Origin of the sequence: Bizionia argentinensis JUB59 (genome assembly GCF_000224335.1) — a bacterium.
In the GTDB taxonomy this organism is placed as follows: domain Bacteria; phylum Bacteroidota; class Bacteroidia; order Flavobacteriales; family Flavobacteriaceae; genus Algorimicrobium; species Algorimicrobium argentinense.
This window is the reverse complement of record NZ_AFXZ01000003.1, coordinates 93,591-112,341: the sequence shown is the minus strand read 5'-3', so window position 1 is coordinate 112,341 and position 18,751 is coordinate 93,591. Positions and strand designations below refer to the sequence as shown.

General features: G+C 33.7%; 20 protein-coding genes. 6 read left to right on the top strand and 14 right to left on the bottom strand.

Going from position 1 to position 18,751, the window contains the following annotated elements; genetic code table 11:
* Window positions 1-39 precede the first annotated feature (39 nt).
* From BZARG_RS02355 to rsfS, 6 genes are all read right to left on the bottom strand, one after another.
* Complete coding sequence (locus BZARG_RS02355) at window positions 40-309, bottom strand: acyl-CoA-binding protein (protein ID WP_008634869.1); 270 nt, start codon at window positions 307-309, stop codon at window positions 40-42.
* Entirely contained in the window at window positions 309-959 is a 651-nt protein-coding gene (locus tag BZARG_RS02350; protein ID WP_040287922.1) for a phosphatidylserine decarboxylase family protein, read from the bottom strand. The genes BZARG_RS02355 and BZARG_RS02350 overlap by 1 nt, the downstream gene beginning before the upstream one ends.
* A gap of 1 nt (window position 960) precedes the next feature.
* Window positions 961-1,770 carry a phosphatidate cytidylyltransferase gene (locus tag BZARG_RS02345; RefSeq protein ID WP_008634902.1) on the bottom strand — a complete coding sequence of 270 codons (810 nt, stop codon included), beginning with the start codon at window positions 1,768-1,770 and terminating at the stop codon, window positions 961-963.
* A 1-nt stretch (window position 1,771) separates the two neighbouring features.
* The gene (locus tag BZARG_RS02340; RefSeq protein ID WP_008634841.1) at window positions 1,772-2,392 is read right to left on the bottom strand and encodes an LUD domain-containing protein; all 621 of its coding nucleotides are present in this window, start codon (window positions 2,390-2,392) and stop codon (window positions 1,772-1,774) included.
* Between the two features lie 114 nt (window positions 2,393-2,506).
* The gene (gene ftsH, locus BZARG_RS02335; protein ID WP_040287921.1) at window positions 2,507-4,483 is read right to left on the bottom strand and encodes an ATP-dependent zinc metalloprotease FtsH; all 1,977 of its coding nucleotides are present in this window, start codon (window positions 4,481-4,483) and stop codon (window positions 2,507-2,509) included.
* Between the two features lie 9 nt (window positions 4,484-4,492).
* The gene (gene rsfS, locus BZARG_RS02330; RefSeq protein WP_008634971.1) at window positions 4,493-4,864 is read right to left on the bottom strand and encodes a ribosome silencing factor; all 372 of its coding nucleotides are present in this window, start codon (window positions 4,862-4,864) and stop codon (window positions 4,493-4,495) included.
* 95 nt (window positions 4,865-4,959) lie between these two features.
* On the opposite strand from rsfS, the gene BZARG_RS02325 reads away from it, so the two are divergent.
* Window positions 4,960-5,691, top strand: coding sequence for a biotin--[acetyl-CoA-carboxylase] ligase (locus BZARG_RS02325; protein ID WP_008635014.1), 732 nt, complete (start codon window positions 4,960-4,962; stop codon window positions 5,689-5,691).
* On the opposite strand, the gene BZARG_RS02320 is transcribed toward BZARG_RS02325, so the two are convergent.
* Together BZARG_RS02320 and pyrE are read right to left on the bottom strand one after the other, a co-directional pair.
* Window positions 5,688-6,083, bottom strand: coding sequence for an SRPBCC family protein (locus BZARG_RS02320; RefSeq protein WP_008634835.1), 396 nt, complete (start codon window positions 6,081-6,083; stop codon window positions 5,688-5,690). The genes BZARG_RS02325 and BZARG_RS02320 overlap by 4 nt on opposite strands.
* 33 nt (window positions 6,084-6,116) lie before the next feature.
* Window positions 6,117-6,761, bottom strand: a complete 645-nt coding sequence (gene pyrE, locus BZARG_RS02315; protein ID WP_008634892.1) for an orotate phosphoribosyltransferase — start codon at window positions 6,759-6,761, stop codon at window positions 6,117-6,119.
* 128 nt (window positions 6,762-6,889) lie between these two features.
* Between pyrE and BZARG_RS02310 the strand changes: the two genes are divergently transcribed.
* Window positions 6,890-7,471, top strand: a complete 582-nt coding sequence (locus BZARG_RS02310) for an NUDIX hydrolase (RefSeq protein ID WP_008634893.1) — start codon at window positions 6,890-6,892, stop codon at window positions 7,469-7,471.
* On the opposite strand, the gene BZARG_RS02305 is transcribed toward BZARG_RS02310, so the two are convergent.
* The 4 genes from BZARG_RS02305 to BZARG_RS02290 form a co-directional block, all read right to left on the bottom strand.
* Window positions 7,468-8,145: an N-formylglutamate amidohydrolase gene (locus BZARG_RS02305; RefSeq protein ID WP_008634889.1), complete on the bottom strand. Its 678-nt coding sequence runs from the start codon at window positions 8,143-8,145 to the stop codon at window positions 7,468-7,470. The genes BZARG_RS02310 and BZARG_RS02305 overlap by 4 nt on opposite strands.
* Complete coding sequence (locus tag BZARG_RS02300) at window positions 8,142-9,368, bottom strand: glutamate-cysteine ligase family protein (protein WP_008634920.1); 1,227 nt, start codon at window positions 9,366-9,368, stop codon at window positions 8,142-8,144. The genes BZARG_RS02305 and BZARG_RS02300 overlap by 4 nt, the downstream gene beginning before the upstream one ends.
* A 2-nt stretch (window positions 9,369-9,370) precedes the next feature.
* On the bottom strand, window positions 9,371-10,816 hold the full coding sequence (locus BZARG_RS02295; protein ID WP_008634877.1) for a RimK family alpha-L-glutamate ligase: 1,446 nt from the start codon (window positions 10,814-10,816) through the stop codon (window positions 9,371-9,373).
* 144 nt (window positions 10,817-10,960) lie between these two features.
* Window positions 10,961-12,697, bottom strand: coding sequence for a M14 family metallopeptidase (locus BZARG_RS02290; protein ID WP_040287920.1), 1,737 nt, complete (start codon window positions 12,695-12,697; stop codon window positions 10,961-10,963).
* Between the two features lie 97 nt (window positions 12,698-12,794).
* Between BZARG_RS02290 and BZARG_RS02285 the strand changes: the two genes are divergently transcribed.
* A complete protein-coding gene (locus tag BZARG_RS02285) occupies window positions 12,795-14,456 on the top strand; it encodes a SulP family inorganic anion transporter (RefSeq protein WP_008634979.1) in 1,662 nt (553 codons plus the stop codon).
* Between the two features lie 83 nt (window positions 14,457-14,539).
* Here BZARG_RS02285 and coaD read toward each other — a convergent pair whose 3' ends face one another.
* Both coaD and BZARG_RS02275 read right to left on the bottom strand, forming a co-directional pair.
* Window positions 14,540-14,995 (bottom strand): pantetheine-phosphate adenylyltransferase, encoded by a 456-nt coding sequence (gene coaD, locus BZARG_RS02280; protein WP_008634830.1) that lies wholly within the window; start codon window positions 14,993-14,995, stop codon window positions 14,540-14,542.
* A gap of 98 nt (window positions 14,996-15,093) precedes the next feature.
* Window positions 15,094-16,071: a D-alanine--D-alanine ligase gene (locus BZARG_RS02275; protein ID WP_008634862.1), complete on the bottom strand. Its 978-nt coding sequence runs from the start codon at window positions 16,069-16,071 to the stop codon at window positions 15,094-15,096.
* 167 nt (window positions 16,072-16,238) lie between these two features.
* Between BZARG_RS02275 and BZARG_RS02270 the strand changes: the two genes are divergently transcribed.
* The 3 genes from BZARG_RS02270 (at window position 16,239) to yaaA (ending at window position 18,735) form a co-directional block, all read left to right on the top strand.
* Window positions 16,239-16,802: a PASTA domain-containing protein gene (locus BZARG_RS02270; RefSeq protein WP_040287919.1), complete on the top strand. Its 564-nt coding sequence runs from the start codon at window positions 16,239-16,241 to the stop codon at window positions 16,800-16,802.
* A 2-nt stretch (window positions 16,803-16,804) separates the two neighbouring features.
* On the top strand, window positions 16,805-17,845 hold the full coding sequence (locus tag BZARG_RS02265; protein ID WP_008635012.1) for an RluA family pseudouridine synthase: 1,041 nt from the start codon (window positions 16,805-16,807) through the stop codon (window positions 17,843-17,845).
* A 131-nt stretch (window positions 17,846-17,976) separates the two neighbouring features.
* Window positions 17,977-18,735: a peroxide stress protein YaaA gene (gene yaaA / locus BZARG_RS02260; RefSeq protein ID WP_008634832.1), complete on the top strand. Its 759-nt coding sequence runs from the start codon at window positions 17,977-17,979 to the stop codon at window positions 18,733-18,735.
* Window positions 18,736-18,751: the final 16 nt, after the last annotated feature.

Sequence of the window (18,751 nt, the reverse complement as noted above, 5' to 3'; positions counted from 1 at the left end):
TAATTATGATGGGCTATTTGCTTTTATATCTACAATGAATTATTTTCTATATAAAAAATAATTATTTACGAGGTCAATATAAGTTTGTTTGGCCTCATCTTCTGAAATATTTTGAATTTGAAATAATGCGTTCGTTTTAAAAGCGGCAATCAACGGTTTACTGCCAGTGCTTGGCCCGCTGTAACTGTTTGTCGCTTTTTTGTAGTATGCATATAGCCGCAATAAAAAGTCCGCAGGAAAGTGCTCTTTGTGTTCATTAATTCTATCCACAGCATCTGTAAAGGCAATATTTAATTCTTCTGAAGTCATTATTTTTCAGCTATGATTGTTTCTGCGCCACGAACGTTTTGATTTAAGGTCACATTAATTTTGGAATCCAAAGGTAAAAATAAATCTACACGCGAGCCAAATTTAATAAATCCTGAATCACTTCCTTGGTTAACTTGTTGCCCTTCTTTAGCATAATTAACGATACGTTTAGCTAATGCGCCTGCAATTTGCCTATACAAAACAAGACCAAAAACTTCATTTTCAACTACTACAGTTGTGCGTTCATTTTCTTCACTTGCTTTTGGATGCCATGCTACCAAGTATTTACCTGGATGGTACTTACTATATACAACTCTTCCAGCGATAGGATATCTCGTAACATGCACATTTATTGGCGACATAAATACACTTACTTGTAGACGCTTTTCCTTGAAGAATTCCTTTTCAAAAACCTCTTCAATAACCACTACTTTGCCATCTACTGGTGATACCACGTGGTTATCATCATAAGATGTAAGTCTTTTCGGGTTTCTAAAAAACTGTAATATTAAGAGCAAGAAAACCAACAAAGCTATCATGACAAACATGTTTAGCCACGGCAGTATAATATAAGTATCAGTAATTAAAAATAACGCTACAATTACGACAAGCGTTATTACAATAATTTTATGGCCTTCTTTGTGAAACATATTAAATCAATTCTAAAAATAAATGAATAAAAGGTGCCGCAAAAATAATGCTATCCAACCTATCTAGTAAACCACCATGACCAGGCATTATAACACCACTGTCTTTTACACCAGCTTGACGTTTAAATTTGGACTCCACTAAATCTCCTAATGTGCCAAAAACACTAATTATAATAGCTAACATTAGCCAATTATTAAAACTTAAAGTTTCGGTAAAGGTAGCAATAAAATAGCTAGCTACCGATGAAAAAAACAAACCACCTATAAAACCTTCTACCGTTTTCTTTGGCGATATTTTTTCAAACAATTTCTGTTTTCCAAAATTTTTACCCACCAAAAAAGCAAACGTATCATTTACCCACACTAAAATAAACGAGCCTAATAAAATTCGAGGACTAAAAGTGCCATGATAATTAGCGATAAGCACTAAAAAAACAAAAGCACTGGACAGGTAAAATGTGGATATTAAAAAGCGCTTGGATATAAATAAAGGTATCTTTTTTTCAGAAAACAAATCCTTAATAAGAATAAGCTGTACGAATATGGTAATAACTTGAAGTATTTGCGTAGCCTGCTTTAAACCTGTATCGGTTTTCAATATAAATTGCCAATACCCGAAAACCACATACATGATTATAAAAATAAGATATGGCCATAGCGATTTAAAATTGATGAGTTTTTTAAATTCACCCATACACACCATTCCAAAAACAAAAAACAAGATAATTAATGCGTGTTCGTTTAACAGGGATACCATTAACAAACCAACATATAATAAACCGGTAAAGGATCTAATTAAGATTTCTTTCATACTAAAGGTCTTCTAGAAGAAGTAAGTATAAATTTTTAGAATTGCTACCATAACTCATAAAATCATTTCCTTTATCTTTATCATCCAATGTTTTAAAATTTTTTATGGTTGTAATATTAGTAGGTATTCTTTTCGAATTATTATTTTTTATTCCGCGCAAACCTTCACCTATACTACCAATCATTTGACTTGTGGTTGCAAAAACTACAAAATGCTCTGGGAATTCCACCAATTTCTTTTCAGCTATTTGGTTTGAAGAGATTAATAGGGAGCCATCATCGGCTATTAAATTTTCGCAGGTCGTTAAGAAATATGCAGCATCTTCGCTTTTTCTTGTTACATGCAATCCCGAATTTTCAAAACGCAATCGCAATTGCTCGTCATAGATTAATACTTCATTATCTTCCCAGTCGTTTTCTAAAATAATATTATTTAAGCTGTCGTAAATTTCATCTAAATTTTCACAATATAGAAATTTACCACCATTTTCTTTGAAGTTTATTGTAAACCGCTCGTCGACAGGTAGTTTTATTTCAGGCATGTATTTGCCACGATCATTAGTTTTTAATTCCCGCTCCAATTGATCAGATTTGGAACCAAAAATTTTTCTAAATAGACTCATTTATGCTGTTGCTATTAATCCGAGACTTTAAGGTGTTTTTCAAATATAAAAAATCTTAAACGAACCGTTAGGCTAATTTAAGATTTTAAATATATGTTAACGTAAAAATTTGATTTATTCTTCTTCGTCGGAAATAGGTTTTTGAATTTCTTCCGTAATAGGCAACTCAATTACATACGGGCGCTTTCCAAATATCTTCTCGAGATTATCTTTAAAAATAACTTCTTTCTCCAATAGCACTTCGGCTAATTGCGTCAACTTATCTTTATTCTCTTCTAATAAATTGATGGCACGTTGATACTGTTCCTCAATAATTCTAGATATTTCGTTATCAATTAACTCCGCAGTCTTTTCACTGTATGGTTTTGTAAAACCATATTCGTTTCCTCCTGAAGAATCGAAATAAGTTAAATTTCCAACTTTTTCACTTAAACCGTAAATAGTTACCATAGCGCGTGCTTGTTTGGTTACTTTTTCCAAATCGCTTAATGCGCCTGTTGAAATTTGATTGAAAATTACTTTTTCAGCAGCACGACCACCTAAAGCGGCGCACATTTCATCTAACATTTGTTCAGGTCGCACAATTAAGCGCTCTTCTGGTAAATACCAAGCCGCTCCTAATGAGCGTCCACGAGGCACTATAGTTACTTTAACCAATGGCGCTGCGTGTTCCAACATCCAACTTACGGTAGCATGACCAGCTTCATGAAAAGCAACAGCTTTCTTCTCGCCTGGTGTAATTATTTTATTTTTCTTTTCAAGACCACCTACAATTCTATCAACAGCATCTAAAAAGTCTTGTTTATCAACCGCTTTCTTACCATTTCTAGCAGCAATTAATGCAGCTTCATTACAAACATTGGCAATATCTGCACCAGAGAAACCTGGGGTTTGCTTTGAAAGAAAGTCAATATCTAAATCGTCTGCCTTTTTTAAAGGTCTTAAATGCACTTCAAAAATCTCCTTACGCTCACGAACATCTGGAAGATCTACAAAAATTTGACGGTCAAAACGACCGGCACGCATTAAAGCTTTGTCTAAAACGTCTGCACGGTTAGTTGCAGCCAACACAATAACATTGCTATTGGTTCCAAAACCATCCATTTCCGTTAGCAACTGGTTTAATGTATTCTCACGTTCATCATTAGAACCTGACATATTGTTTTTTCCTCGAGAACGACCAATAGCGTCAATTTCATCAATAAAAATAATGGCTGGCGACTTCTCTTTAGCTTGTTTAAACAAATCACGTACTCTAGAAGCTCCTACACCTACAAACATTTCCACAAAATCCGAACCGGATAATGAGAAAAATGGCACCTGTGCTTCACCTGCAACTGCTTTTGCTAATAAGGTTTTACCAGTTCCTGGAGGTCCAACTAATAAAGCTCCTTTCGGGATTTTACCACCTAAATTGGTATACTTATCTGGATTTTTAAGGAAGTCCACAATTTCTTGTACTTCTTCTTTAGCTCCTTCTAAACCTGCAACATCTTTAAACGAAGTTTTTACATCGGTGTTTTCATCGAATAGTTTAGCACGTGATTTACCAATATTGAATAATTGACCACCTGCGCCACCACCACCTGAACCACCAGACATACGTCTCATGATAAAAATCCAAACACCTATTAATAATACAAAAGGCAATAATCCTATTAAGAAGTCTCCCCAAAGATTTTGTTCAGTTTTGTATTCTACTTTTGGTCTTGGATCTAAATTTTCTGCCTTAATTACCGTTGCAATATCATCTTCAAAATTTTGAAGATCTCCAAACTCAAAGCGGTAATTTGGTGCTTTGGTTGAAGACGGTAAAAGTGAACTTGGTTTGGATTTCTTGTGTACATCTTTAGCTTCTGCTTCAGCTGTTAAGTAAACTTTAGCTTCACGCCTATTTACTATTTCAACTTTATCTATATCGCCATCTTGTAAGAATGTCATGAATTGAGATGGTGTTGTTGGATTTGTTTCATCAAATCCGCTACCCCCCAAAACTTGCATAGCTAAAAATATCACGATAACACCGCCATAAATCCAATACATATTGAATTTAGGCTTCTTGTTTTTATTATTTTTATTATCCTTTGTCATTAATATAACTTAATAGTTTGTTTCAATTACCGTTGTTTTTGCATCACCCCAAAGACCTTCAATATCGTAATACTCACGAATATGCTTCTGAAAAACATGAACTACAATGTTCACATAATCCATTAAAACCCATTCGGCATTTTCAGCTCCCTCTATATGCCAAGGCTTATCCTTGAGCTCTTTACTTACTTTTTTCTGTATGGAGTTTACAATGGCATTTACTTGCGTGTTTGAATTACCTTCACATACTATAAAGTAATCACACACCGTATTTTCAATCTCGCGTAAATCTAAAATATGTATTTCATTTCCTTTTACGTCTTCAATTCCGCTAACCACAGTAGCTATCAATTGGTCTGCGTTGATTTGTTTTTTTGCCATTCAATTAATTTAATTTGTGCAAAGTTATTATTTTTTAGTTCTTTATACCGTAAAAAAATCATAAGATTTTTCGTCTATTTTCAATATATTTCAGAATGCATATAATCAAACTTGATGCCACCGATTCTACCAACTCCTATTTAAGGATATTAAGTACGAACGCACCTTTACCAGATTACACCGTTGTTACTGCAAAACATCAAACAAATGGCCGGGGCCAGCGTGGTACAACATGGCGTTCTGATTCTGACAAAAACCTCATGTGTAGCGTGTTTAAAGATGTTTCATTTATTAAGTTTCGCGATAATTTTTATATCAGCATCGTAACTTCTCTGGCTATTATTAAAACCTTACAACAGTTTTTAATACCGAAATTAAGCATTAAATGGCCTAACGACATTATGTCAGAAGATAAGAAAATCTGTGGCATTCTCATTGAAAATATTATTAAACAACATGCGTTTGGCGGTACTATTATTGGTATTGGGTTAAATGTTAATCAAATTTATTTTAATAACCTTCCTAATGCAACTTCTATGCAATACATTACGGGAACGCCTTTTAACACAGATGAACTTTTACAGAGTATCGTTAAAAACTTAAAATTCTATTTTGATCAATTACAAAATGATCAGCATATTATTTTAAAAAACACATATGAAAGCTATTTATTTAGAAAAAATAAACCATCCACTTTTCGCGATCAAGACAACAACTTGTTTACAGGTTACATCCAAGGCATAAGTAATTCCGGCAGCTTACGTATTCTGTTAGAAGACGAAATTATTGCCGAATATGAATTGAAAGAAATTGCGTTGCTATATTAAATCTCTTTAGGCATATTAGATGCCAAAGTCTCAATGAATTTCGTGATAGGTCCCTTAATCATCATGGCCATCATAGCATTAAATTCACCGTTAAACTGCAGCTGTACTTCACTTGTGTCAGCATCTATTTCGGTGATATTTCCTATCAATGAAAAATCCAATTTACCACCAGCAGCACCGAGAACGATTTTATTTGGTGATATCATTTCTTTTTTCTTTAAAACGATTTCTGGCATCCCCTTTAATGCGAATAGAAACTTATCTTCATCTAAAACTTCAAATTTGCTAATATTATCAGGCATTAACTTTTCAAAATTTTTAACATCGGATAAGAAATTAAAAACTGCTTCTGGCGACTTATTGATAATTGTTTTTGGTGACTCTAAATTCATAATGATTTTTTAAGATAGTGTGTAGTACTAATATCAATTAGCGTTCCATTCTGCTGGATTGGCATTCCATGTCGCTAATATGTCTTGTTCTTTTGTTGAAATATAATTGGTATGGTAGGCTTCTTCTAAAAGTGATTTATAATCGCTTAAAGTGATTAAGTCTACGTTTTCTTTTTCAAAATTCTTCTTTGAGATGTCAAAACCATAAGTAAAGATGGCAATCATTCCTTTTACATTTGCATGATTCTCCCGTAAAGCACGTACAGCATTTAAACTACTAGTTCCTGTACTGATTAAATCTTCAACAACAACCACATTCTGTCCTGGCTCCAAGTGCCCTTCAATTTGATTTTGACGACCATGACTTTTAGCTTCTGGTCTAACATAAACAAAAGGTAAACCTAAATACTCGGCCACCAACATGCCTATACCAATAGCACCTGTAGCAACACCGGCAATAACATCAGGTTTGCCATATTGTTCTTCTATCTGTTTGGCCATAGTTTCACGAATGTAATTTCGGATTGGCGGATAAGAGAGCACTATTCTATTGTCGCAATATATAGGCGATTTCCAACCTGATGCCCAGGTAAAGGGATCATTAGGCTGTAATTTTATAGCATTTATCTGAAGTAAAACTTCAGCAGTTTTTCTGGCTGTGTGTTCGTTGAAATTCATACTAGCAAAATTAAACATTTTTACGTAACCTCCATTTTATAAACGGTTTTAAAATAAAATTTTTAATTGTATGGGTATCCTGTTTTTTTTGATATTTTTACAAAATCTAATTACAACAACGGGGTCGTATGTATAAAGTTTTTGTTAATGATAAACCGATTATCTTAACAACAGAGGTTGAAAAAGAAGCATCTTTTAAAAACTATTTATTAAAATCTGTTTCTATAGCTAAAGTTATTAAAGAACTTAACAAAAAGGCTGTTAAGGAAGTGCATCTTATACATGCCAAGGAAGAAAAATTACTCAAAAAATTTCTTAAAAAACTACCCAATGTTATTGCGGGAGGCGGAAAAGTTTTTAACGATAAAGGCGAGATTTTATTTATTTACAGAAACGATAAATGGGATTTACCAAAGGGCAAAACCGAGAAAAAAGAAACTATTGAAACCACAGCTATTCGCGAGGTGGAAGAAGAAACAGGCATCTCTGGTTTAAAAATAAGCAAACCATTAGAAACGACTTACCATATTTTTAAGCGTAATGGTAAGTACAAAATAAAAATAACGCATTGGTTTGAAATGACTACCTCCTACTCTGGTCCTTTAGAGCCGCAAGAAAACGAGGGTATTACTAAAGTTGCTTGGTTAAATGCTGTAGAAGCTGAAAAAGCTTTACAGAATAGCTACGCTAACATTAAGCTATTGTTTTAATTTACAGCTTCAATAGCCATTAATACTGCGTTTTTTAATTCGTTTGACATCTGATTATTTTTAGAAAACTTCTGGTTAATTTCAACCTCAACTCCTATATATTTATTGGGGAATTGTTTTCGTAAATAACTTGTAAATCCATCAGATTTTCCTAAATATGGCTGATTATACCGAATTTTGAAAGCACTTCGTTTTAATAATTCAGCTTTTAAAATTTTACAAAACTGCTTTTCTTCATAAATTTTCGAATCATACAACAAACCGATATCCGTTAAACGCTCTTTATTATTCCAAATTGGTGTAAAACTATGAACGGAAATATGTAAAACTATTTCTCCTTGGTTTATACATTTTGAAATTTCACTTTCTATAGAATCACGATAAGGTTTGTAAAACTCATTAATAATAGTCTGTTTTGCTGCTTTTGAAATGTTTCGTGAAAATTCTGAAAACAGGTTATTATGATGTAAAGAACGATTCAATTCTATTAGCAAACGACTTGTTGTGCTGTATTTTGAAAAATCCGACAGCGGTATTAAAGCCTTGAATAAATCCAAAGCACCCAAATCATAACCACGATGAGAATTCAAAATATTCTCTGCATTTATAAAAAGTGACTGATATGCAGTTGGTACATCATTACCACCATGTTCACAGGTTAAAACAATTTTCACGGTTTAAATAACTCATTCCTATTTAGACAACCGGCTAATTCAAAATAAACATTCGTAATATTTTTTTCAGAATAATCAGTACCAACTGCTTTTAATATACGCGTGGCTAAAGTGCCTTTATATAAAATAACAGTTAGCGCTTCATGATGTGATTCGTGAATATTTTCTTTTACCAATTCATAAAGATACTGCCATAATACTTGAACAGTCATACTTTCTTTAATTTGAAACAACTTTAAATACTCTAAATTAGAAATCGTATAGTTTTCACCTTCCTTAATAATGGGATTTAAAATAGCAAATAAATCTTCTTTTGTCCACTTTTTTTGATCTTGCAAAGAAGCCATTTTCTTATCGACAAACATTTTTAAAACCTCAATAATCAAAACACAAATAGCAATATCCGCTTTGGGACATTCTTGAATGTCAACTAGGCGGATTTCAATAGCGTTTCTATCAAAACGAGCAATTGCTCCTCTAGAATTTAAAAAGTGATGATCTAAAATATTATTGGTATCATGCGGTTTTATAGCACGATTTATAGGCTCGAAAACGGTTGCATAATAATCAACTTTACTAAAAACACGTTCTGGAATAACTAATCCCGTTAATTCAGGGATTTCTTTTTGGTTGGTTTTATAATATTTCAATCGCGCGTCCTTAAAACCTGTATTTTTTCCTTCTAAAATGGGTGAACTTGCACACAATCCAGGAATAAGCGGTAAAACAATGCGAATGGCAGCGTGTAACTTTTCAAATTCTTTATCATCAAAAAACGGTAAGTTAATGTGGGTACTTTGCACATTGCTCCATCCATGCCCTTTGCAATTAAAAATTCGATTATAAAGTTCGTAAACTTCACTATAACTATGTTTCCAAATTTCGGTATCCGTTAAAGGATTTAACATAGGATGTGCTGCCGTTGGTAGTAAACACGTATCAAATTCTTTTAAAAGCTGATTAATTTCTAATACATTTTGATGAAACAACTCGGATAAACCATTCAAATTAGCCGTTGGCCCATTCGTTTTTAATTCCACCACATGAGCCACCAATTCATTACTCCAGGCAATGGCACCATTTTCAATGTCAGATGTTAAGTCACCTGCTTTTTTGGTCAATAATTTATCTACAATAGCAGCTGGTTTAAAACTATTGGAAACCAGCATATACTCTAATTCAATGCCGTAAACTTCAAATAAATGATATCGTTTTGTTCCCATAATTAATCCAATCTATTTTTTAAAGCGTTTAAAATATCCATGTAAACAGCGTCACCATAAAAGGCGTCTTCCACACCGAAATCAATATTTGGGTTGTCGTTAATTTCAATAACCATTGGTTTTTCATTTACGACTTTAATATCTATGCCATAAAGACCTTTTCCCATAAGTTTAGCGGACTTTAAAGCCATATCTAAAACTTGTTTTGGCACTTTTTCTATTGGTAAACAATCCGCATTTCCATCTTGATCATCTTTTATTTTGGCATCCCAATTGTAAATTTGCCAATGCCCCTTTGCCATATAATATTTACAAGCAAAAAACGGTTTATCGTCAATAATACCAATGCGCCAATCGTAGTCTGATGGACAAAATTCCTGCGCAATAATTAAATCAGATTCCTTAAGCATACTCGTTACTAACGTGTTATACTCTTCTTTCGTTTTCGCTTTTTTTACACCGAAAGAGAAGGTTGAATCTGGCGCTTTTAAAACACAAGGCAAACCGACTTGACTAATAACATCATTCCGATTATCTTTATGAACTATTATGGTTTTTGGGGTGGCAATATTAGCATTATTCAAAGCTTCCGCCATATACACTTTATTGCAACATTTTAAAATAGCATCTGGATAATCTACAATTGCAATACCATCTTGCTGGGCTTTTCGTGCAAATGCATAGGCTTCATTGTTCACTTCAGTGCTTTGACGGATTAACAATGCATCAAAAGATGACAAGCGCGATAAATCTTTAGGCTCAATTATTTCAGCATAAATATTCATTTTTTCGGCAACGTCTATAAAACGTTTTAAAGCTTTTGGGTTACTCGGTGGCGCTGGATCATTAGGGTTTACAAGTATCGCTAAATCAAAATCAGATTTGGTTAACTTCGGTGTATCGTAGCGTTTTTTGGCAAAATATTGATTAGCAAATTCATGCACGCTTGCTACATGCTCTTCAGGAATTTCCGATTCAGCAATGGCACGAATGCTTTGCACATGCCATTTAGTGCTGTGATTAAATTTCACACGTAAAAACGGTACTTGAAAGTGTTTATAAAATAATGAACTTAACTCCTTGTATTTTTGTGCCACATTCTGACCAAAATAAATACTCAGCGTAAAGTCTTGCGATTTGATGTTTTTTAAACTGGTCTGAATCACATCATCAAACTCGTCCGAAACAATTCGTACTAATTTTAAAGCTTTTAAATCTACAATATTTTTAACAGTTGGAATTGCTAAATGGCCACGCGCTTCGGCCAAAAGCGATACATAATATCCTTTAGACTGATATGAATAATCTTTACATAAATTAAAGATTCGTGCTTTTTTTAAAAGCGAATATTGCGGATTGGTAAGGTATTCTTGTGATGAAATCACGGTAATATTCTCTATTGAAAAATTCCACTTTTCAGGTTGAGAAACAACAATGTATTTATTCATTAAAGGCGCATCAATGCGATATAGATTTGAATCAAATTTAGCGTATTTTTAATTACGTGAAACATGATGTCAAAAATATTTAATATCACCTAAAAAACCCACATCTACATGTAAATCAAAATGTTAAAATATTTTAAATCACAATTATTTCACACGATAAACTGGATATTGTTTATAAGCAGGTTCCGAATTATGAGAGCGCTCATAAAGCCAATTTAATTGGTTATACCAACTATTTGCAAACTCTGGTTCTGCTTGTTTTTTAGATTGGAATTCCATCTTTAAAGTCGCATTATTTTCCAGCAATTCTTTAGCTGTATCTTCAAACACATAAGGCGAAAACCCTTCTTTTTTCTGTAAAATAGTATCGAAAAAATTCCAATTAAAAAAAGAATCTGGCGCTTGAGGTTCTAATGTTTCCAGTATATAACGAATTGCATCTTGATTTAAGTTAATCCAATAATCTCCTTTTCGAAAGGAAACCGTTTCTATTGAACTTCTAATCGTTGTTTGAGAATGTAAATAATGACCTTCATACGGACTTTTACGCGTTTCAAAATTGGCTATTTTATAAGATTCAACAGAAAGTATGGTGTCATTTTCAAAACGCTTCATTTTTACATCATTTCGTTTTAGCAAATCGATAACTTTATACCAGCCTTGTGGAATAATATAAGCGTTTGGAACAGAAACTTCAACTGTAGGTTTAAAGTGATTTTGATATTTTACAGATTTCTCAAACGGTTGATTTCTATCATATTTTAAACGTTGTTTTCCAGTCACTTCACTTTCAATCATTTCTCCTTTAAATCCTTTAAAGCTTAACGTTGTAGATTTTGTCGTGTCTGCCTCCCAATCTAAAGCATAGATTTTCTGATTTTTAAACGTTTTGAAAGCTGCTTTTCTTAATTCAGAAATACGTTCACCTTCCTTTTCAGTAACCGCAACCATACTTCGCATTAATTCGTATGTACCTTCTACTCTATCCTTATAAGGTTTTAACATATGTGTTTCTACCATTAAACCTAACACATTCCAAAGCGCGGCATAACCTGTGGAATACCGTGGATAGTCCATAAACTGACTAAAACCAATTTCTGGAACCTCATTAAAAACATTGACATAAGGCGTGATATCCCAATCCTTTTTATCCAAATCTACTTCCAATGCTGGCATAAACGATTTCTGTAAATAGTTTCCCAAATCGCCACCCAATTTATTATGCTGAGTAAACAAATGTGTTAAAATATATTGATAATCTGCACCATTACTCACATGATTATCAATAAAAACATCAGGTTTTACTAAATGAAAAATCTCCGTAAATGTCTTGGCATTCTCGGTGTCATTTTTTATAAAGTCGCGGTTTAAATCATAATTCTGCGCGTTACCCCGAAATCCATATTCTTTTGGACCATCTTGATTAGCACGCGTTCCCGAATTTCTGTTCAAACTGCCACCAACATTATAGATAGCTATCGTAACAAAAACTGTGTTTTTAGGCGATTCAATTTTTCCTTGAGCCATATCGCGATACAGCATCATAGTCGCATCTATTCCATCACTTTCGCCTGGATGAATACCATTATTTATCAATAAAATACGTTTATTTTTTCGAATGGTTTCAAAATCGAAATTGGCATCTGAATTGAAAGTCACAATATGCAAAGGTTCGCCAGAATCGGTTTTACCAATAGCCTGTAATTGAATTTGTGGATATGTTTCGGCTAAATCCGTATAAAACTGAATGGTTTGCAGATAGGTAGCAGTTTCTGTACCGTTACTGGTTTCGAATACCGTTTTAAAATCATTTTGTTTGTTTTGAGCGTGCAAAAGATTGAAAGCTAAAAAGATAACTATCAACAGTCGAAATCGAATCATATTTAATATTTTATAAGGTAAATCTAATCAATTTATCACAATATAATAGTGTACGTGTTTATATTAACTGTACTTTTGCACCCTCAAAAAAAGACCGATGAAGCAATTTTTTCAGAAATTTACAACCAATCCAAAAAATGATATTTTAAGCGGTATTACCGTATCATTAGCAATGATTCCAGAAGTGGTTGCATTTGCTTTTGTGGCGCAAATTGACCCGCTCATGGCACTTTCTGGTGCATTTATCGTCGGACTGATTGCTGCTGTTTTTGGAGGAAGACCAGGATTAATCTCTGGTGCTGCTGGTGCCGTTGCTGTAATTTTCGTAGCTATGATTGCCGAGGGCCATACCAAAGGTCTTCTTTTCGATCAACCTATTGAGAATATGGGCTTTTTCTATTTAATGGCTTGTGTTATATTAATGGGTATTATTCAAATTTTGGCTGGGGTATTTAAATTAGGACGTTTTGTACGCTTAATTCCACATCCGGTAATGCTTGGTTTTGTTAACGGTTTGGCAATTGTTATTTTTTGGGCTCAAGTAAAAATGTTTACGCATAAATCATTAGAAGTTTCAGCAGATGGCGTAAAAAAATACGTCAGTACCTATATGGAAGGTTCCGAACTCTATTTGATGTTGGGTTTAGTGTTTTTAACCATGGCAATTATGACGGGTTTACCAAGAATCACCAAAAAAATTCCGGCAGCATTAACTGCTATTTTAGCAACAACCTTCATTACAATAGGTTTTAATTTGGATGTTTCAACCGTTGGATCTTATATTATTGAAGGTGGTGGAACAGGCTTAAAAGGTGAGTTTCCAACACCTAATTTAGAGTTGTGGCAAAACCTTCCTATTAATTTAGATACTTTAAACTTTATTTTACCATACGCATTTTTAGCGGCTTCTGTAGGATTAATTGAGTCGTTGATGACTATGAATTTAGTAGACGAATTAACGGACACTAGAGGAAATGGCGACAAAGAATGTATTGCACAAGGGACAGGGAATATTGTGTCCGGACTTTTTGGCGGAACTGGAGGTTGCGGAATGATTGGGCAAACGGTAATTAATATTAACGCTGGTGGTCGTGGCCGTTTATCTGGTATCGTGATGGCGTTAACGCTACTAACTTTTATACTTTTTACAGATAAATTAATTGAGCAAGTACCAATTGCAGCTTTAATTGGTGTTATGTTCATGATGGTGATTGAGACTTTCGCTTGGTCTAGTTTCCGTATTATTAAAAAGATACCATTGTCTGATGCCTTTGTTTTAGTAATAGTATCGTCTGTAACGGTGATATATGATTTAGCGATTGCGGTATTTGTAGGTGTTATTATTTCGGCATTATCTTTTGCTTGGGAAAACGCTAAACGTATTCGCGCTCGTAAACGTATGCGTGCAGATGGAACGAAAGTTTATGAAATTTGGGGACCATTATTCTTTGGAAGCATTACAGCTTTCAATCAGAAATTTGATCCTAAAAACGACCCGCAAAATGTTGAAATTGATTTTGTTGAATCGCGTATCAGTGATCACTCGGCTTTGGAAGCTATTTTTAATTTGGTTGAAAAGTATGAAGCTGAAGGAAAAACAATTAGACTAAAACACTTAAGTGAAGACTGTAAAATGCTCATGTATAAAGCGAGTCCGAAGTTTAAAGAAGTGATTGTAGAGAATGTAGATGATCCACGTTATCATTTGGCTGCTAACCCTGAAGAATTCCCGAAACCACTTTCTGAATACAAGTTTTAAAAGAAGTTTTTAGGTTTAGGCTTTTAATATTGCCATTTCTTCATAAACGTATAGCTGTTGGTAAAGAATATTTTTTTTGATACTTACCTCACTCTAACGCTATCAGGAACTAAAACCTTATAATCGCCTTTGTTTCTAATTACATCGCGAACAATACTTGAACTTATATAGGACGTACGCGCGGCCGTTAATAAGAAAACAGTTTCTATTTTAGAGAGTTTTCTATTGGTGTGTGCAATGGCTTTTTCGAATTCGAAATCGGCTGGATTTCTTAAACCACGTAGAATAAATTCAGCATTAATTTCCTTACAAAAATCTATAGTCATACCTTCATAAGTAACGACTTTTATTCTAGGCTCGTCCCTAAAAGCATCTTCAATGAATTTTCTGCGTTCTTCAAGCTTAAACATGTATTTTTTATCGGCATTGATACCTATAGCAACTACAACTTCATCAAAAAGATGAACACCACGACTAATAATATCGAAATGACCTAACGTCAATGGATCAAAAGACCCTGGAAATAATGCTCTTTTCATAATATTACCTGCAAAGGCAGGAATCTTTTTTTAAAACTCATTCCCACGAAGGTGGAAATTTCAATTAATTAGTAAAGAATATCAAATATAATCATAAATTATTTTAACGCCTCTTCAATTGCATTTCCAAACAGCTCCTCCAAACTAATCCCCGCTGCTTCAGCTTGCTGTGGTAAAATACTTGCCTTTGTTAAACCGGGAACGGTATTAACTTCCAGTAAATGAGGTTCGCCATCTTTAAAAATATATTCACTTCTAGAAAAACCAGTCATTTTTAAAATTTGATAAACTTTTTTCGCTAAAGCACTTACTTTTTCAGCATCGGCTTCGGATATTCTAGCTGGCGTAATTTCTTGCGATTGTCCAAGATACTTCGCTTTATAATCGAAAAAATCGTTTTCACTCACAATTTCAGTTATCGGCAGCACTTTCGTTTCACCTTGATGTGAAATTACGCCCACAGAAACCTCGATACCATCTAAAAAAGATTCGATAATAACTTCGTCATCTTCTTTATAAGCGACTTCTAAAGCCTCTTTAAACGCTTCTTTTTTATAAACTTTTGAAATACCAAAACTGCTTCCAGCACGATTCGCTTTTACAAAACACGGCAATCCTACTTTTTTAATAATAGCATCTTCATCTACAACATCACCAAAATTAATATAATAGCTTTCTGCTGTCTTGATACCGTATGGTTTTAAAACGCTCAAACAATCGCGCTTATTAAAGGTTAAAGCTGCTTGATACATACCACAACTAGTGTGCGGGATTTTCAACAACTCCAAATACGCTTGCATATAACCATCTTCGCCAGGCGAACCATGAATAGCATTAAAGACACAATCGAACGTGATTTTTTCACCATTTACAACAACAGAGAAATCATTTTTATCAATTGGAAATTCTTCCGAGGCATCGGATACATAAACCCACTTATTTTCAAAAATATGGATTCTATAGGAATTATAAACTTCTAAAGTATTTAAGGCGTTGTAAACTACGTTTCCGCTACGAAGGGAAATTTCGTACTCACTAGAGTAACCTCCCATTATAATGGCAATATTCTTTTTCATTAGCTGTATTTGCTTGATTTCAGGTAATTTATTTTACAATTCACGAATTTATTAGAGTCCAAAACTAACAATAAAACGTATCTTTATAGGTTAAGCTAAAATATCACTAATAAATCAAAACTAAAAACAGTTCTGTTTTTATATATTTGCCCAACAAATACATTTCCATGAGTCTTATAAAATTTCTGACTAGTAAAACATTTCTTAAACAAATAATCCTAGCCGTTGTCGGTATAGTAGTACTTTGTTTTATTCTATTAAAATGGTTGAGTATAACTACCAATCATGGTGAATTTGAGATTGTGCCCGATTTAAAAGGCAAATCTATGGGCGTCGCTCAAATTGATTTAAATGCCAATAATTTGCGCTTAGAAGTTTTAGACTCTTCTAATTACAACCCAGATTATCCTAAATTTTCGGTAATTGAACAAGATCCAATTGCAGGTGAAGAAGTAAAATACAACCGTAAAATATATGTGACTTTAAACCCTTCTGGATTTAGAAAGGTTAGAATCCCGAATTTAAAAGAAAAAACTTTCAGACAAGCTAAACCAACGCTTGAAGCTCTAGGTTTTGTAATTGGCGAAATAACTTACACCGATTACCTAGGCGAAAACGAAGTAGTAAGACTGAAGCATAAAGGTTCAGAAATAAAAGAAGGCGATGAATTGCCTAAAACATCTAAAATCGATTTGGTTTTAGGTAACGGAAACAGATCAGGTTCAAACTAATTATGGCAGAATATACTCCAGAAAACCAAAGCGAAGACGACGAATTATACGAGCACTACGCTTTTACTGCCGATAAAGGCCAAACGCCCTTGCGGATTGATAAATATTTAATGAATTTTATTGAAAACGCGACGCGTAATAAAATTCAAGCCGCAGCTAAAGAAGGCAATATTTACGTGAACGATACACCTATAAAATCGAATTACAAAGTAAAACCTTTTGATAAAATCCGTGTGCTTTTTGAGCATCCGCCTTATGAAAATTTACTAACACCTGAAGATATCCCTCTAAACATTGTTTACGAAGACGCTGATTTATTAGTCGTAAATAAAGAGCCAGGAATGGTTGTTCATCCCGGTCATGGAAATTATTCTGGTACCTTAATAAATGCATTAATATATCATTTTGAAAACCTACCAAATAATTCTAGCAACCGACCAGGACTGGTACATAGAATTGATAAAGATACGAGTGGCTTATTAGTAATTGCGAAAAATGAAGAGTCTATGACCCATTTGTCTAAGCAATTTTTTAATAAAACCAGCGAACGCGAATACGTAGCTATTGCTTGGGGGAACATGGATGAAGACGAAGGTACTATTGAAGGTAATATTGGACGTCATCCAAAAAACCGCTTACAAAACACGGTTTATTATGGAGATGATAGTGATAAAGGGAAACCTGCCGTTACGCATTACAAAGTCATTGAGCGTTTAGGCTATGTAACGCTTGTTTCTTGTATGCTAGAAACCGGCCGTACACACCAAATTCGCGTACACATGAAACATATTGGTCATACACTTTTTAATGATGAGCGTTATGGTGGCGAACGCATTTTAAAAGGAACCACTTTTACTAAATATCGTCAATTTGTAGATAACTGTTTTAAAATATTACCTAGACAGGCACTACACGCCAAAACATTGGGTTTTATACATCCTACAACAGGTGAAATGATGCGTTTTGAATCTGAAATCCCAAAGGATATGCAAGACTGCATTGAAAAATGGCGTAATTACTCTAAACATCAAGATGGTGAATAAATTTCCTTTATAGTTTTATAAGAAAGATTAAAATTAGAAATTGATTTTATGAGAAGTGAATCGTAACTTTGGTAAACACAAATTAGTTACGAACCTTTAAATCGATTCCTAAATTCAGGATATACATACTTATGAAACTCGTTTTATCCCCAGCCAAATCATTAGATTACGAGAGTAAATTACCAACTTCTAAAACTACGGATTCAATTTTCCTAAAAGAATCCGAGCGCTTAAGTGAGGTTCTTAAAGAGAAATCGCCAAAAGACTTATCGAAATTAATGAAGATTTCTGACAATTTGAGTCAGCTGAATTACGACAGAAATCAAAAATGGGAATTACCATTTAAAAAAGAATCGGCCAGACAAGCTATTTATGCTTTTAATGGTGATGTGTATCGCGGTTTGGATGCTTATACTATTCCTAAAGATAAAATAGCTAAACTTCAAGATACAGTGCGTATACTTTCTGGTTTATATGGCGTTTTAAAACCTCTGGATTTAATGATGCCTTACCGTTTAGAAATGGGAACCAAGATGCCCGTTGGAGAAAACAAAAATCTATATGAATTTTGGCAAGAAAAAGTTACTAAAGCACTGAATGACGAGTTAAAAGATGACGAATTATTTATTAATTTAGCGAGTAACGAATATTTTAAAGCCATTGATAAAAAAGCCCTAAAAGTGCCGGTTATTGATATCGATTTTAAAGAATATAAAGACGACAAATACAAAACCATTGGTATTTATGCCAAAGCAGCTAGAGGTTTAATGACACGTTTTATTATAGACAAAAACGCACAAACCCTAGATGACATTAAAACGTTTAACCTAGAAGGTTATGGCTTAAGTGATACGTTATCAACGGACAATAAAATCGTCTTTACTCGCTAATTACACTTGATAAAAT